At 68.7% G+C, this 13,354-nt stretch carries 16 protein-coding genes; 4 read left to right on the top strand and 12 right to left on the bottom strand.

What is annotated here, in order from left to right:
* Positions 1 to 154 precede the first annotated feature (154 nt).
* Positions 155 to 523 carry a DNA-binding transcriptional response regulator gene (locus F3H57_RS15835; RefSeq protein ID WP_149756899.1) on the top strand — a complete coding sequence of 123 codons (369 nt, stop codon included), beginning with the start codon at positions 155 to 157 and terminating at the stop codon, positions 521 to 523.
* Here F3H57_RS15835 and F3H57_RS15830 read toward each other — a convergent pair.
* Both F3H57_RS15830 and F3H57_RS15825 read right to left on the bottom strand, forming a co-directional pair.
* Positions 510 to 1,499: a glutathione S-transferase family protein gene (locus tag F3H57_RS15830; RefSeq protein ID WP_149756898.1), complete on the bottom strand. Its 990-nt coding sequence runs from the start codon at positions 1,497 to 1,499 to the stop codon at positions 510 to 512. The two genes, F3H57_RS15835 and F3H57_RS15830, sit on opposite strands and share 14 nt — an antisense overlap.
* 194 nt (positions 1,500 to 1,693) lie before the next feature.
* Positions 1,694 to 2,197, bottom strand: coding sequence for a hypothetical protein (locus tag F3H57_RS15825; protein WP_149756897.1), 504 nt, complete (start codon positions 2,195 to 2,197; stop codon positions 1,694 to 1,696).
* On the opposite strand from F3H57_RS15825, the gene F3H57_RS15820 reads away from it, so the two are divergent.
* Both F3H57_RS15820 and F3H57_RS15815 read left to right on the top strand, forming a co-directional pair.
* The gene (locus F3H57_RS15820; RefSeq protein WP_149756896.1) at positions 2,190 to 2,918 is read left to right on the top strand and encodes a Crp/Fnr family transcriptional regulator; all 729 of its coding nucleotides are present in this window, start codon (positions 2,190 to 2,192) and stop codon (positions 2,916 to 2,918) included. The genes F3H57_RS15825 and F3H57_RS15820 overlap by 8 nt on opposite strands.
* Before the next feature lie 72 nt (positions 2,919 to 2,990).
* Positions 2,991 to 3,695: a GntR family transcriptional regulator gene (locus F3H57_RS15815; protein WP_149756895.1), complete on the top strand. Its 705-nt coding sequence runs from the start codon at positions 2,991 to 2,993 to the stop codon at positions 3,693 to 3,695.
* Positions 3,696 to 3,861: 166 nt separating this feature from the next.
* Here F3H57_RS15815 and dtd read toward each other — a convergent pair whose 3' ends face one another.
* The 3 genes from dtd to F3H57_RS15800 all read right to left on the bottom strand — a co-directional run bounded on the left by dtd (position 3,862) and on the right by F3H57_RS15800 (position 6,390).
* Positions 3,862 to 4,305 carry a D-aminoacyl-tRNA deacylase gene (gene dtd / locus F3H57_RS15810; RefSeq protein ID WP_149756894.1) on the bottom strand — a complete coding sequence of 148 codons (444 nt, stop codon included), beginning with the start codon at positions 4,303 to 4,305 and terminating at the stop codon, positions 3,862 to 3,864.
* On the bottom strand, positions 4,302 to 5,204 hold the full coding sequence (locus F3H57_RS15805; protein ID WP_149756893.1) for a carbohydrate kinase family protein: 903 nt from the start codon (positions 5,202 to 5,204) through the stop codon (positions 4,302 to 4,304). The genes dtd and F3H57_RS15805 overlap by 4 nt, the downstream gene beginning before the upstream one ends.
* 61 nt (positions 5,205 to 5,265) lie before the next feature.
* Positions 5,266 to 6,390, bottom strand: coding sequence for a primosomal protein N' (replication factor Y) - superfamily II helicase (locus F3H57_RS15800; protein WP_149757011.1), 1,125 nt, complete (start codon positions 6,388 to 6,390; stop codon positions 5,266 to 5,268).
* Positions 6,391 to 6,501: 111 nt separating this feature from the next.
* Here F3H57_RS15800 and F3H57_RS15795 point away from each other — a divergent pair, with 111 nt between their 5' ends.
* Positions 6,502 to 6,837, top strand: a complete 336-nt coding sequence (locus tag F3H57_RS15795) for a hypothetical protein (RefSeq protein ID WP_149756892.1) — start codon at positions 6,502 to 6,504, stop codon at positions 6,835 to 6,837.
* 9 nt (positions 6,838 to 6,846) lie between these two features.
* Here F3H57_RS15795 and F3H57_RS15790 read toward each other — a convergent pair whose 3' ends face one another.
* From F3H57_RS15790 to F3H57_RS15760, 7 genes are all read right to left on the bottom strand, one after another.
* A complete protein-coding gene (locus tag F3H57_RS15790; RefSeq protein WP_149756891.1) occupies positions 6,847 to 7,974 on the bottom strand; it encodes an SPFH domain-containing protein in 1,128 nt (375 codons plus the stop codon).
* Positions 7,975 to 8,149: 175 nt separating this feature from the next.
* On the bottom strand, positions 8,150 to 9,145 hold the full coding sequence (locus tag F3H57_RS15785; protein ID WP_149756890.1) for a DUF2927 domain-containing protein: 996 nt from the start codon (positions 9,143 to 9,145) through the stop codon (positions 8,150 to 8,152).
* 4 nt (positions 9,146 to 9,149) lie between these two features.
* Positions 9,150 to 10,334, bottom strand: coding sequence for a toxic anion resistance protein (locus tag F3H57_RS15780; protein ID WP_149756889.1), 1,185 nt, complete (start codon positions 10,332 to 10,334; stop codon positions 9,150 to 9,152).
* 21 nt (positions 10,335 to 10,355) lie between these two features.
* Complete coding sequence (locus F3H57_RS15775; RefSeq protein ID WP_149756888.1) at positions 10,356 to 11,252, bottom strand: 5-bromo-4-chloroindolyl phosphate hydrolysis family protein; 897 nt, start codon at positions 11,250 to 11,252, stop codon at positions 10,356 to 10,358.
* A gap of 191 nt (positions 11,253 to 11,443) precedes the next feature.
* Positions 11,444 to 12,268 carry a hypothetical protein gene (locus tag F3H57_RS15770; RefSeq protein WP_149756887.1) on the bottom strand — a complete coding sequence of 275 codons (825 nt, stop codon included), beginning with the start codon at positions 12,266 to 12,268 and terminating at the stop codon, positions 11,444 to 11,446.
* 16 nt (positions 12,269 to 12,284) lie between these two features.
* The gene (locus tag F3H57_RS15765; protein WP_149756886.1) at positions 12,285 to 12,482 is read right to left on the bottom strand and encodes a hypothetical protein; all 198 of its coding nucleotides are present in this window, start codon (positions 12,480 to 12,482) and stop codon (positions 12,285 to 12,287) included.
* Between the two features lie 75 nt (positions 12,483 to 12,557).
* Positions 12,558 to 13,346, bottom strand: coding sequence for a pseudouridine synthase (locus F3H57_RS15760; RefSeq protein ID WP_149756885.1), 789 nt, complete (start codon positions 13,344 to 13,346; stop codon positions 12,558 to 12,560).
* Positions 13,347 to 13,354 lie beyond the last annotated feature (8 nt).

Genomic DNA, 13,354 nt, shown 5'->3' with positions numbered 1-13,354 from the left:
GCGGCGGGCGCGATCGTCGCTGGGGTCATCGCCCTGTCGCTTTTTCCGGTGGGTCATGGTATAAAACGCGCGCAATGCGGCCGCGCCTGGCGCGGAACCTGTGGCGGTGTCCGGGCGGCGGCCCGCGGCCGATTGCTCCCGAGAAGGTCCGTGCATGCGCGTGTTGATCGTCGAGAGTCGCAAGGAGCTTGGCACGCTCTGGCGAAATGCGCTCGCCCGGGGCGGTGCCGAGGTGTGGCTCGCCCATGGGCAGAACGATGCCGCCGGGCTGATCCACAGGACCGAGTTCGACGTGATCGTGCTCGATGTCGTGCTGGACGAGGGCAGCGCGCTGGCGGTCGCGGACCTTGCGAGCTATCGCCAGCCCATTTGCCGTGTCGTTTTCGTGACCGACACGACCTTCTTTTCCGACGGCACCATCTTCAACTACTGCGCCAACGCTGCCGCTTATGTGCCCGCCAGCACGGCCCCCGACGACCTGGCCGCGCTGGTGGAGCATCACGCCACCGTCAAGCGGCCCTGAGCGTCTCGCGTCCGTGCGGCGCCATGAGGTCGAGATCGGGTCCGATCGGGATGATGCGGTAGGGGTTCACGCTCTCGTGGCTGTAATGGTAATGGCGCACGATGTGGTCGAAGTTCACCGTGCCCGCGACGCCGGGCCACTGGTAAAGCTCGCGCGTGTAGGCCCACAGGTTCGGGAAATCGACGATCCGGTTACGGTTGCACTTGAAGTGGCCGTGATAGACCTTGTCGAACCGGATCAGCGTGGTGAAAAGCCGCCAGTCGGCTTCGGTGATGCGGTCGCCGGCAAGATAGCGGTTCTCCGACAGGATGCCCTCGATCCAGTCGAGGCTGTCGAACAGCGGATGCACCGCCTCTTCGTAGGCGTCCTGCGAGGTCGCGAAGCCGGACTTGTAGACGCCGTTGTTCACGGTGTCGTAGATGCGCGCGTTGATCGGCTCGATCGTCTCGTGCAACTCCTTGGGCCAGTAATCGTCGGTGTTGCCGGTCAGCCCGTCGAAGGCGGAGTTGAACATGCGGATGATCTCGGCCGATTCGTTCGACACGATGGTCTCGCGCTTCTTGTCCCAGAGCACAGGCACCGTCACGCGGCCCGAGATCTTCGGATCGGCCTTGAGGTAGACCTCGCGCAGGTAGTCGAAGCCGTAGATCCGGTCGCCCGTGGCGCCGGGGAAATCGTCGCGCAGCTCCCAGCCTTCGGACAGCATGTCAGGATGCACGACCGACACGTCGATGTGATCCTCGAGACCCTTGAGCGCCCGGAAGATCAGCGCGCGGTGCGCCCAGGGGCAGGCATAGCTGACATAGAGGTGATAGCGGCCGCTTTCGGCCGGAAAGCCCCCCTCGCCGCCGGGGCCCGCGCTGCCGTCGGGGGTGATCCAGTTGCGGAACTTGGTCTCGGACCGGACGAATTTCCCGCCATGAGATTCGGTGTCGTAGCCCTGATCGTGCCATTCGCCGTCGATGAGAAGTCCCATCCGCGCCTCCTTTTCGCATTACGTTGGATCAAAGGTAGCCGCGCGGCGCCGCCGCTCAATCGGGATCGCCGCAGGGGTGGCGTGCGGCGTCGCACAGGGGCGGGGACTAGGGGGCAGACACGACAAGGGCCGCACCGGCGGGATGCGGCCCTTGCGCTTCCGAGATGTGTCCGCTTCCGACCGCCAGTGGCCCCTCAGCCTTGCGGCCGGTCGCGAACGACCCTCGAAATGACGGGTCCGAGGCTTTGTGAGGTGAACGGCACCTGAACGCCAAGGACATGTGTTGCGGCGCCGATCGGCAGGGTCGGCGCGTCTTCGGCGATAACGACCAGCCAGGCGCCAAGTTGCGCGGCGGCGATCGTCAGCGGGTGATCGTCGAGCCCCAGCCGCGGCTCGATCATCAGGATCGCGGTCGGCGGCGCGGGCGTAGCCATGCGGGCTGTCGCATCGGGCAGCGACGTCACCAGCACGACCTCCGCGCCCGGCGCGTGGTCGCGCACGATGAACGCGACGTCCTCAGCAACGACGCGGTCCTCGCTCAGGACAATGAGCCGCGGTATCGTGCGATCCGGTGTGATGACGAAGCCCCCTAATGCGCGCCGCGTATGAGGCCGTCTAAGGAAGGTGTATCGGAGGCGCATTAAACTGTGACATACGATAATGCGAATTTTAGACGTTCGGGAACGAAACATGTCCATCAAGTGCCGATTCTGTCCGATCCGGAACCTGCCACTGTTCCAGCCGCTCACGGACGCCGAACTGGGCTTCATGGAAGACTTCAAGGTCGGCGAGATGACGGTGCAGCCGGACACGCCGATTCTGTCGAGTGGCGCGGCATCGCCGCAGCTCTTCACGGCGCTGAAGGGATTCGGTTTGCGCTACCGCCTGCTGAGCGACGGGCGCCGGCAGGTGTTGAGCTTCGTGTTTCCAGGCGACCTGATCGGCCTGCAGGCCGGCGTGATGAACCAGATGACGCACAATGTGGAGAGCACGACGGCGATGACGCTCTGCGTCTTCAATCGCAACGAGTTGTGGACGCTGTTTCGCAACCAGCCGCAGCGTGCCTACGATCTGACCTGGATCGCGGCCTCCGAAGAACGGTTCCTGGGCGAGGCGCTGACCGCGATCGGCCAGAAATCGGCGCTGGAGAGCGTGTGCTGGGCGCTCGCACGCATCTACCGGCGGCTGGAGGCACTGCACATGGACGAGCGCAAGTCCGTACCGCTGCCCTACCGCCAGCAGGACCTCGCGGATTCGCTCGGGCTGTCCCTGGTGCATACCAACAAGACGTTGGCGAAGCTGCGCAGTCGGCAGATCGCAAGCTGGTCGGACGGGCGGCTGCAGGTCAACGATATCCAGGCGCTCGAAGAGATGGGCCTGGTCGATGCCATCGAGCCGCACAACCGGCCGCTCATGTGAGGCCTGCGTGTGGTTGAACCCGGCGGGCGCAGCCGCGATGCTTCGGCCATCCGCCAACCGCCTGGGGCCCCGATGGCCGACCGTCATGCGCTGCCGCTCTACGTCCAACTGAGTGAATTGCTGATCCGGGAAATCCGTGCCGGACGCTACGCCGAAGGCGAGCGCCTGCCCCCGGAACGCGAGATGGCGGCCGCGCTCGGCACTTCGGTCGGCACGCTGCGCAAGGCACTCGCCGATTTGACCGACAAGGGCCTGCTCGAGCGGCGGCACGGTTCGGGCAACTACGTGCGCCGCGGGGCCGAGACGCCGTCGGTCTACGCCTTCTTCCGGGTGGAACTGCTCGAGGGCGGCGCGGGCCTGCCGCGGGCGGATCTCCTGGCGCTCGACCGGTGCCCGGCTGCAGAGGCGCCCACCGCTTTCGGCCCCGCGCCCCATGTCTTCCGGATCCGGCGCCTGCGCTCGCTCAACCGTGTGCCGGCGGTGTTGGAGGAGATCTGGCTCGACGGTGCGCACGCGGCCGATATCGGTGCCACCGAGCTGTCGGAGTCGCTCTACCTGTTCTACCGCGAACGGCTCGGGCTGTGGATCTCGCGGGTGGAGGACCGGCTGACCATGGGCGCCGTCCCCGAATGGGCGCCGCCGACATTCGGCTGCGCGGCGGGCGCTGCCACGCTGCTTGCGACTCGTCGCGGCTGGGCGAAGAGCGGGGCGCTGGCCGAGATATCCCGCAACTGGATCGACACCCGAGTCGCGGCCTACGTGTCCCGCCACGGCTGACCTACGCCACCGGCGAAGGCCTGTTGCGTTGGCGAAACGTCACACCGCGTGTGGCTGGCCGTTACCGGCGGCACGCTGAGCACCGGCCACGTGGTCAACGCTGAACTGGTGGCGGTTCAGTCGGGGGGCGTGCTCCGACACCGCTGCCAGCGCGCGCTACCGTGGTCTACTCCGCGGTATCCATCCAGATCGTCACCGGCCCGTCGTTCAAGAGCCGCACCTTCATGTCGGCGCCGAAGCGGCCCATGGCGACGGGCAGGCCCGCCTCTTGAAGGCGGCCGGCGACGTACTCGTAGAGCCGTTCGCCTTCGGCCGGCGGCGCTGCGCGGGAGAAGCCGGGGCGGTTGCCGCGCGCGGTGTCGGCGGCGAGCGTGAACTGGCTGACCACCAGTGCCGCGCCGCCCGCATCGCGGACCGAGAGGTTCATCTTGCCGGCCTCGTCGGGAAAGATCCGCAGCTTGGCGATCCGGGCGGCGAGGCGATCCGCCTCGGCCTCGGTGTCGCCCTGCATCGCGCAGACGAGCACCAGAAGACCTGGCCCGATCTCGCCGAGGACGGCGCCGTCGACGGTGACGGAGGCTTCGCTCACGCGTTGCAGCAGGGCCCTCACAGCTCGTTCTCCCACGGCGGATTGGCACCGGCGCGCGAGACGGTGACCGCCGCTGCGCGGGCGCCGAGGGCCACGGCTGGCCGTAGCTCCTCGAGGGGTGCGGCGCGCATCGCGGCGCGGTCGAGCAGCCCCGCGCGCCAGAGCCCGGCCAGCAGCCCCGCGTTGAACGTGTCGCCCGCGCCGACCGTGTCGACGACCTGCGCCGGTTCCGCCGGCACGCGCAGCGATCCGGCCGGGGCGAGGGCGTCCACGCCCTCCGCCCCGCGGGTCACGAGGACCAGCGCCGCACCGTCGGCGATCAGGCTCTCGGGGGTGACACCGAGCCAGGCCATGTCCTCGTCCGACACCTTGACGATGTCGGCATGCGCCAGGATCGCGCCCAGCCGCGCGCGGTAGCGCGCCTCGTCGCGGATGAAGCCCGCGCGCACGTTCGGGTCGATCATCACCAGCCGCCGCCCGGCTTCGCGCGCGGCGAGCGCGGCGTAGCTGTCCGCCGCGGGTTCGGAGACCAGCGAGATGCCCCCGAAGAACAGCGCCGCGACCTCGTCGCCAAGCTCGGGCAGGTCCGCCTCGGTCAGCATCCGGCCGGCGGTGGCCTCGTCATAGAAGGCGTATTGTGCCTGCCCGTCGGTCAGGGTGACGAAGGCGAGCGTCGTCGGCCGGTCGCTGCGCACCGCATAGCGGGACCCGACCCGGGACTTGCCCAGTTCGCGGTCGAGTATCTGTCCGAAGAGGTCCTGCGACAGCCCGCCGAAATAGCCGGCCGGCGCGCCGAGCCGGCCGAGTGCGATGGCGGTGTTGAACACCGCCCCGCCGGCATACGGGGCGAAGGCAGGTTCGCCGGCCGCGCTTTCGCGTGGCAGCATGTCGATCAGGCTTTCGCCGCAGCACAGGATCATCCCGGCCCTCCCAGTTCCGTTAGCGCCACCATGGCCGCGGCGCCGCCCGCGCGCAAGCCGCTCAGCCCTGCGCGGCGATGAAGCCGACCGCCGCCGCGACGATCAACCCGGCGATCACGGCCAGCGCGATCTTCCAGGCCGACCAGGGGCGCTCGCCCTGCACGCGCCCCGTCTGACCGTTGACGACGAAGCGGTAGCTGGTGCCGCGGTACTTGTAGGCGGCCAGCCAGATCGGCAGCAGGACGTGCTTGAATGTCACGTCCTTCACGTCGGTGTCGATATGGCCGATGCGCTGGCGATCGCCGCCGATATCGAAGCGGACGTCGCGGGCGATCTGGCGGTCCATCACCTGCCGCGCTTCCTCGAAGCCGGGCTGGAGGTCGACGGAGTACCCCTCCGCTCGGAAGCCGGCGAGGAATTCGGGCTTGTAGGGTTCGAGCTGCGACAGGTCCCAGGGCGGTAGCGCATCGGTGTATGTCTTGGGCAGAGAGGTGGAGGCGAGCACGAGGACGTCGTCGAACCAGCGGCGGACCCGCCCCCGCACCGGCGTCCAGCGGATCTTCTGGACGCGCCGGGTCTGCATCTTGCCGTCGCGCATCACCGTGCGGGTCTCGTAGTAGATCGTGCCGCGCTGGCCGGTATAGTCCGAGGTCGTGTCGGCATCGAAGGTCCAGTAGGGCACGTAGATGCCTTGCAGTTTCCGGCCGCTGCGCGCGTATTGCCTGAGACCGTTGGGCGCGAACCAAAGGCTGCCGAGCCATTCGGTCATCGCGTCGTGTGCCTGCCGTTCGGTCAGCGCGAAGGGCAGGACGCCGCGCGGCTTGATGTGGCGGTGCTCGCCGGTATCGGTGACGACGGGCGTGGCGCAGAAGGGGCATTCGCCGGCGTGGCTGTCGCCGTCGAGTTCCACCTGCGCGCCGCAGCTCGGGCAGGAGGAGACGCGGGTTGTCTCCATCTCCTGCAAGGGCAGAAGGTTGCGGACCGCCGCCTCGAAGTCGAGCTCCTTGAGGCCGCCGTCCCAGGGGCCGGCGCCGGCCATCGCCTCGGTCTCTCCGCAATGGTCGCAGTGGAGTTCCGAGCGTACGGGGTCGAAGCGCATGTCCGCGCCGCAGGCGGGGCAGGGGAAGCGATGCTCGGCAACGGGGGTCGGGGCGTCGGCGGGCGGTGGCGGAGGGGCGTCGATCATGGCGCGGAGAGTACCGGCGGTGTCGCGGTCATCAAGCGCGATCTTCACGGATTCTTGGCAGACCACGGGGCAGTGTGGCGGTCGGGATCACGCGAGGGCCGAGGGTCTGCGATGACGAAGATGCAGAGTGATTTCCGGACAGGCGCCGTCGACGCGCTTGCGGCGCGGTTGCGGGCGGCGGCGGTGAACGGGACCGGCCCGGTGCCGGACGGTGCGGTGCCGGAGGTCGAGGACTGGCTTGCCAGCGATCATGGGTCAGGCAAGGCGGCGCGCGCTGCCGGCGCAGAGGAAAGCTACGCGGCGCTGCTGCGGGCTGTCGCCTGCATCAACGGGCACCTGTCGCGCGGCAATGGGCGCGCGGCGCTCGAAGCGCTGGAGGCAGGGAGTTTCGCAGGAGCCTGCGAAACGCTGCGCCGTCTGATGGCCGGATTGCGCGCCGATGCCTGACCGTGCCGATCAGGCCGGGGGCGGCGGCGGTGGGGGCGGCGGCATCACCGTGAAGAGCTGCGCGAGTTCCGTCACCTCGCCGGCGGGCTTCCAGCCGTCCTGACCGGCGGTCCAGACCAGCGTGTCGCGGGTCAGCCCGCCCTCGGTCGCCATGCGCCCCAGGCGTGCCTTGGAGTAGGGGCCGTGGCTCTGCCCGTTCTCGGCGATGTGCCAGACATGCTCCACCGGCGGGGGCGGCGGCGTGGACTGGGCGGCGGCGGCCTGCGCCTGAGCGGGCGCGGCACCCCAGGGCCCCTGCGCGCCCATCGCGTGGCCCATCGCCATCCCGAGACCGGCGCCCATGCCGGCGCCCATCGCGTCGCCCGCAGTGCCGCCCTTTCCCATCGCCTCGGCGGCCTTCCACTTCATGTGATCGTCGAGATTGCCGGCGATCCCGCGCGATGTGCGCGCGTCCAGCGCCTTCTCCACCGCCGGCGGCAGGGAGATGTTCTCGATGTAGAGCTCGGGGATGGTCAGGCCGTATTCGGCGATCGTGGGCTGGATCGCCTCGGCCACCAGCCCGCCCAGCTCTCCGGTATTGGCCGCCATGTCGAGCGCGGGGATGCCCGAGGACGCCAGTGCGCGCGACGCCTCCTGCACGATGATGTTGCGGATCTGGAAGCTGACCTCGTCGCGGGTGAACTCGCCGTCGGTGCCGACGATCTCGGTCAGGAAAAGGCCGGGATCGGTCACCTTGATCGAGTAGGTGCCGAAGGCGCGCAGCCGCAGCGGCCCGAATTCCGGGTCGCGCAGCATGATCGGGTTCTTCGTGCCCCATTTGAGGTCGGTGAACCGCGCGGTGGAGACGAAGTAGACCTCGGACTTGAACGGAGAGCGGAAGCCGTGGTCCCAGTGCTGCAGCGAGGTCATGATCGGCATGTTGTTGGTCTCGAGCATGTAGAGACCGGGGGTGAAGACGTCGGCAAGCTGCCCCTCGTGCACGAAGACGGCCGCCTGCCCCTCGCGCACGGTCAGCTTGGCGCCGTACTTGATCTCGTGGCCCTCACGCTCGAAGCGCCAGACCAGCGTGTCGCGGGTGTCGGCCGTCCATTCGATGACATCGATGAACTGACCGGAGAGGAAATCGAAGATACCCATGACTGTCGCCTAATGTTGCCCAGGAATTCTCTTTGTCCGCGCGGCGGCACGTCCGCCGTCCGGCAGGGTGCCCCGGAACGCGTCGCATGTCTCGATCGTCACCCGTCGGCCCCCATTTTCATTCGGCGGTACATATAAGCTCTCGCGCCTCGCATCGCTACGGCCCGCGCCGCGATCAGTGGGGCGTCGCGACCGACGCCACCCGTTCGCCGACAAGCTCGGTCGCGATCTCCCGGACGATGGGGCGCGCCTCCTCGGCGGTCATTCCGGCCCGCAGGCGCGGGTCGTAGAGGATCTCGAGCAGCATCTCGTCATGCGTGGTGAGAAGTGCGAACTCGTCGTCGTCGTTGAAGATCGACGGGCGGGCCTGCGGGCTGTCATTGGCCAGGCCGAGGCCCTGCGCGACCTCTTCGTGAATGCAGGACTTCATCAGAAGGTTCGGATGCTCGGCCCGAACCAGCGCCACGGCCCGCCCGTAGGAATAGCCGCCCGGCTTGTCCGAGAAGGCGATCACCAGGCAGTGGATCTCCCGCGGGAGCGTTTGCAGAACCGCTAGCGATGCGCCGTCGATGTCGGGGACAAGTTCCTTCACGCGCGGCGCGACGTTGCTGCGGTCGTCCTCGCTCATGAACAGGACGTGGAAGTTTGGGTTTGTCGGCGACATAGTGATCGGATGGCCGGTCACGCGCGCCAGCCGGTCGACATAGCGTCGCAAGGTGCCGGTCTCGCGCCGCACCGCCTCGGCGTCGACGGAGGCGCCGAACTCGGCATCGACACGTACCGGAATCTGCCAGCGCTTGACCCGGCCGAGGGCGCCCGAGGACGGGCGCAGACCGGCCCCCCGCTCGTATTCCTCCGCAAGCGCGATCCGCTCGAAATCCCGGGCAAGCCGGGTGTCGGTCACCGGCGTGTCCGGACCGCCGCCATCGGTGCGCAGCAGCCCCTGGCCGACCAGATCCCGCTCCAGCCGGGCATAATAGCTGGCCAGTTCCGCGCTGCGCTGCGAGGGGGCCGGGGGCGTCTCGGGTTCGGCCGCGGGCGCGGGCCGGGCCGGGCGCGCCTCCGGCTTCACCGCCGGCGGGGCCGGTGCCACGGAGGCGTCGCATCCGGCCAGCGCAACCGCCAGAAGCGCCGCCGCCGCAATTTCAAGTGGGCGCCCGCGCCGTACCATGTCGTCAGCCCGATTTCGGGGCGTCGGCACCACCGCGCTGCGACCTGGCCGAGGCGAGCGTCTCGCGCAGCTCGCGCTCCATCTCTCCGAGGTCCTGTTCGGCCTGGGCGCGGCGGGCCTTGCCCTCGTCCGCGATCTTCAGGCTTTCCTCGATCGTGCCGATGAGGTCCGCGTTGGCCTGCTTGACCGCCTCGATGTCGAAGACGCCGCGCTCGATCTCCTGGCGCACCTCGCGATTGCTTTCGCGCAGGTTCTGGGCGTTCGCGGTCAGAAGCTCGTTGGTCAGGTCGTTCGCCTCGCGCACCGCGCCGGCCGCCTCGCGCGAGCGCTGGACGGTGACCGCCTGCGCCAGCTGCGTCTCCCATAGCGGGACGGTGTTGACGAGGGTGGAGTTGATCTTGGTGACTAGCGACTTGTCGTTTTCCTGCACCAGCCGGATCGAGGGCAGCGACTGCATCGTCACCTGCCGCGTGAGCTTCAGATCGTGGACCCGGCGTTCGAGATCGTCGCGTCCGGCGCGCAGGTCGCGCAGCTCCTGCGAGCGGATCATCTTGTCATCCTCGTCCGCCGCCTCGACCTCGGCCTCCTTCTCGGGGATCGCGGTCGCGTCGATCTCGGCCAGCTTGGCTTCGCCCGCCGCGATGTAGAGCGCCAGTTCGTCGTAGAACTGCAGCGTCTTCTCGTAGAGCATGTCGAGCGACTTGATGTCCTTCAGCAGCGTATGTTCGTGCTTGAGAAGCTCGTCTGTGATGCGGTCGATCTGCCCCTGGACTTCCTCGTAGCGGGCGGTGAACTTGGCCATCGGCGCGGCGCGCCCGATGAGCTTTTCCCACCATGACCGTTCGCGCCGCACGTCGAGCTCGCTGACCGAGAAGCCGCGGATCGTGGTGACGATGCCGCGCAGCGAATCGCCCGCCGGGCCGACATCCTTGTTCTTCACGCCCGCGAGCATCGACTGGCTGATCTGCTGCAACTCCGATTGAGCAGCCGCGCCGAAGGAGACGATGGAATTGGTGTCGTCGAGGTCGACCTCGTCCATGCGCGAGCGGATCTCGTCGTGCTCGGCCTGGTTGGCCGGGTCGAGATGCGGCAGCGCGTCGGCCGCGGACGGCTCCGGCAGCGCGGCGCGGTTCACGTCTTCGACCAGCGCTTCGGTTTCCTGGGCCTTGGCCCGGACGGCTTCGGACATCGGTCTTGATCCCTATACAGGTTACGGGCCGGTGGTGCGGTCGATCCGCACCCCCTCGCGCTGCAGGCGGTCGCGCAGCACGTCGATCTCTACCGCCAGATCGCTGTTGGTGTCGACCAGAAGCGCCTTCGTCTTCTGGCCGAAACTCTCCTCCAGATCGGTCAGCAAGGCCAGAAAGTCGCTCCTTGCGGCGCTGTCGCGCGACCTTGTGTAGATGTCGGCAAATTTCACCGCCGCGTCGCGAGCGCCCATGAGGTAGACGCCGAGGTACTTGCGCGCCGCGGTGAGGTCCCGCGGGTCGTCCTCTACCGTACGGATGAGCTCTCGGGCGGTGGTGCGGAAACGTTCGACGCGCGAGATCACCTGCCGATCGCCGGCGCGGGTTGCCGCTGAGTCCATGTCGCGCAGGTAGTCCTCCGCCTCGTCGACGACGCGGGCGACGCGGTCCTTCTGGAAGCTGTCGGCACCGGCCAGCCCCTTGCCGCGCAAGGGGTCGATGCCGAAGGAGAAGAGGTGCAGCGCCCCGGCAATGCCGCCGTAGACGATCGCGGCGGGCAGGCCGCTGTCGCCCGAAAGGGTGGCGAAGGCCATGCCGATCCCGGCGAGCCCGCCTGCGAGGATCTTGCGCGGCAGGGCGGGGCGATGGGCGACCTTGCGTTCGTTGTACTCGGCTTCCGCCTTGAGCCCCTCGCGCAGCAGCCACGCCCCGAGGATCCAGCTTGCCGCGCCGACAAGGCCGAAAGCGAGGCCGGCTGCCCCGGCACCGAGAGAGAAGAACCCCAGAAGCACTGACGGGACGAACATCATGTTCGCTCGGGCGCCGACCGGGTTCACGCGCGCACCGGCATAGGCCGGCGGAGGGCCGCCTTTGGTGTCGTCGCCACCGGGGCTGAACTTTCCGCCGAAGCGCTGCGCCATCGCTCAGAGCCCTCCGAGCCAGCCGAGAGCTGCCCCCACCTGCAACAGGAAGAGCAGCACAAACGCCAGCTTCTGCATGGCCGAGCCCGACATCGGCACCCCCGGTTATCCGTCGTTGACGGAAACTTAGGGGATGTGCCGCGGTGTTGCCAGTGCCGCGCCGCTCTGCGGCGTCAACAATCTCGACGCGTTCAGGCCGCGCGTTCGCGCTGCATCCGCTCCATCAGCAGGTCCGCGTCGAGGGCGTAGGCGTCCGGCGTCTCGCGCTGGCGGCGCTGGCGCGCGCCGGCCTCGAACGCCGTTGCCATCGCGTCGAGCCGCGTGGCATATATCCGCGCCGCGCGTTTGGGGGCCTCGTGCGATCCGGCTTCCAGCCGTGCGACCTCCACCTCGATCAGCGACAGGAGGCGCTCCAAAGGTTTCTCGAGTCCGAGCAAACGGTGCGGATCGGATGCAAAGGCGCGCAAGAGCCGCATGACCGCCCCGTGCATCGCCTCCGTTCGGATGCTGAGCGGAGTGCTGCCAAGGCGATGCACCCGATCGACGGCGTCGCGCAGTGCGGCGTCGGCGCGCACGATCAGCGCATCCGCGCGCAGGCGCGCAATGTGGTCGGGATCGTCGAGCCCCTTGTGCCGCAGCGGGTCGAGGCCGAAGGCGGCGATCGCGAAGCCGGCCGCGGCGAGTCCCATCATCACCGGCGGGGCCAGTTCGGAGAACCGGCTGCCCGCGAGCAGGAACACCATCAGCCCCAGCAGCACCGCGCCCAGGAGCTTCTTCGGCACCGCCGGGCGGCGGGCGACGGAGGCGGCATCATAGGCGACCTGCGCTTCGTGCCCCTGCGCGATCAGCACCGCAGCGCCGCCCAGCAACCCGAAGTGGACCAGCGCGCCCAGCAGCGCCGGCAGGGAGCCGTCGAAGAGCCACAGCAGAATCGGCAGGGCCGCCAGTATCAGCAGTGGCAGCGCATCGACGGCGGCGGAGGGCCGGTCCGGGCGCGGGTCTGTTACGGTCTTCATCGGCGGCCCTTTCCGGTCACCCGTAGCTGAGCACGAAGATCATCAGCCACAGCAGGCAGAAGGCGAGGTTGGAAGCGAGCCGGCCGGACCGCGACATTCGCCGCGCCCCGCTGCGAAGCGAGGCGGCGGTATCGGATGCCAGGCCGCGCAGGTTTACGGCGACGAGCGCGGCGGAGAGGCCCATGAGGCATATGGCGAGCACAGTGACGAGCATGTCCCCGTGATCGGCGCCAATCCGGGCGAAATCGCGGCGCGTCGCGGGTAAAAACCGGGAACCGTGTAGGTTTGGTTAACGCCTGCGCCTTATTTTGCGAGGCTTCTTGGGCGCGGGTTCGGTGGCGCCACCCTCGAGGCCAAGCTGGTCGCGAACCACGCGCGGGCGCACTTCCTCGACCGCGCCGCGCTTCAGCTGGCCAAGCTGGAACGGCCCATATGAGACGCGGATCAGCCGGTTCACTGAGAGGCCGAGGTCGTTCATGGCGCGGCGCACCTCGCGGTTCTTGCCCTCGCGCAGGCCGACCGTCACCCAGGCGTTGGAGCCCTGCTGGCGGTCGAGCGTGACCACCATCGGCTGGAAGCGCTGGCCGTCGACTTCGAGGCCGCGGCGCAGCGGCTCGAACGTGGCATCGTCGGGCTGGCCGTTGACGCGCACGCGGTACCGGCGCAGCCATCCGGTCGATGGCAGCTCCAGCCGCCGCTTGATGCCGCCGTCGTTGGTCAGCAGCAGCAGGCCCTCGGAATTGAGGTCGAGCCGCCCGACCGTCATCACCCGTGGAAGTTCCGCCGGCAATTCGTCGAAGATCGTCGGTCGGCCCTGTTCGTCCTTTGTCGTCGTCACGAGGCCGGATGGCTTGTGATAGAGCCAGAGTCGCGGCGCCTCGGCGGCGCCGAGGGGGCGACCGTCGACGACGATGCGATCGGCGTCGGTGACGTTGAGCGCGGGACTGTCGATCTTGCGGCCATTCACGGTGACGCGGCCGGCCTCGATCATCCGCTCGGCGTCGCGGCGCGAGGCGAGGCCGGCGCGGGCGATGACCTTGGCGATTCGGTCGCCGGGAATGGAAGAGGGCGGGCTCATGGTGCCCG

Origin of the sequence: Roseivivax sediminis (genome assembly GCF_900112685.1) — a bacterium.
GTDB lineage: Bacteria > Pseudomonadota > Alphaproteobacteria > Rhodobacterales > Rhodobacteraceae > Roseivivax > Roseivivax sediminis.
Note: the sequence above shows the minus strand (reverse complement) of the source record. Positions and strands in the feature narration are given on the sequence as shown.

Coding starts and splice junctions, on each gene's coding strand:
- F3H57_RS15835 (WP_149756899.1), top strand. CDS start 155: ATGCGCGTGTTGATCGTCGAGAGTCGCAAGGAGCTTGGCACGCTCTGG.
- F3H57_RS15830 (WP_149756898.1), bottom strand. CDS start 1,499: ATGGGACTTCTCATCGACGGCGAATGGCACGATCAGGGCTACGACACC.
- F3H57_RS15820 (WP_149756896.1), top strand. CDS start 2,190: ATGTCCATCAAGTGCCGATTCTGTCCGATCCGGAACCTGCCACTGTTC.
- F3H57_RS15825 (WP_149756897.1), bottom strand. CDS start 2,197: ATGGACATGTTTCGTTCCCGAACGTCTAAAATTCGCATTATCGTATGT.
- F3H57_RS15815 (WP_149756895.1), top strand. CDS start 2,991: ATGGCCGACCGTCATGCGCTGCCGCTCTACGTCCAACTGAGTGAATTG.
- F3H57_RS15805 (WP_149756893.1), bottom strand. CDS start 5,204: ATGATCCTGTGCTGCGGCGAAAGCCTGATCGACATGCTGCCACGCGAA.
- F3H57_RS15800 (WP_149757011.1), bottom strand. CDS start 6,390: ATGATCGACGCCCCTCCGCCACCGCCCGCCGACGCCCCGACCCCCGTT.
- F3H57_RS15795 (WP_149756892.1), top strand. CDS start 6,502: ATGACGAAGATGCAGAGTGATTTCCGGACAGGCGCCGTCGACGCGCTT.
- F3H57_RS15790 (WP_149756891.1), bottom strand. CDS start 7,974: ATGGGTATCTTCGATTTCCTCTCCGGTCAGTTCATCGATGTCATCGAA.
- F3H57_RS15785 (WP_149756890.1), bottom strand. CDS start 9,145: ATGGTACGGCGCGGGCGCCCACTTGAAATTGCGGCGGCGGCGCTTCTG.
- F3H57_RS15780 (WP_149756889.1), bottom strand. CDS start 10,334: ATGTCCGAAGCCGTCCGGGCCAAGGCCCAGGAAACCGAAGCGCTGGTC.
- F3H57_RS15775 (WP_149756888.1), bottom strand. CDS start 11,252: ATGGCGCAGCGCTTCGGCGGAAAGTTCAGCCCCGGTGGCGACGACACC.
- F3H57_RS15770 (WP_149756887.1), bottom strand. CDS start 12,268: ATGAAGACCGTAACAGACCCGCGCCCGGACCGGCCCTCCGCCGCCGTC.
- F3H57_RS15765 (WP_149756886.1), bottom strand. CDS start 12,482: ATGCTCGTCACTGTGCTCGCCATATGCCTCATGGGCCTCTCCGCCGCG.
- F3H57_RS15760 (WP_149756885.1), bottom strand. CDS start 13,346: ATGAGCCCGCCCTCTTCCATTCCCGGCGACCGAATCGCCAAGGTCATC.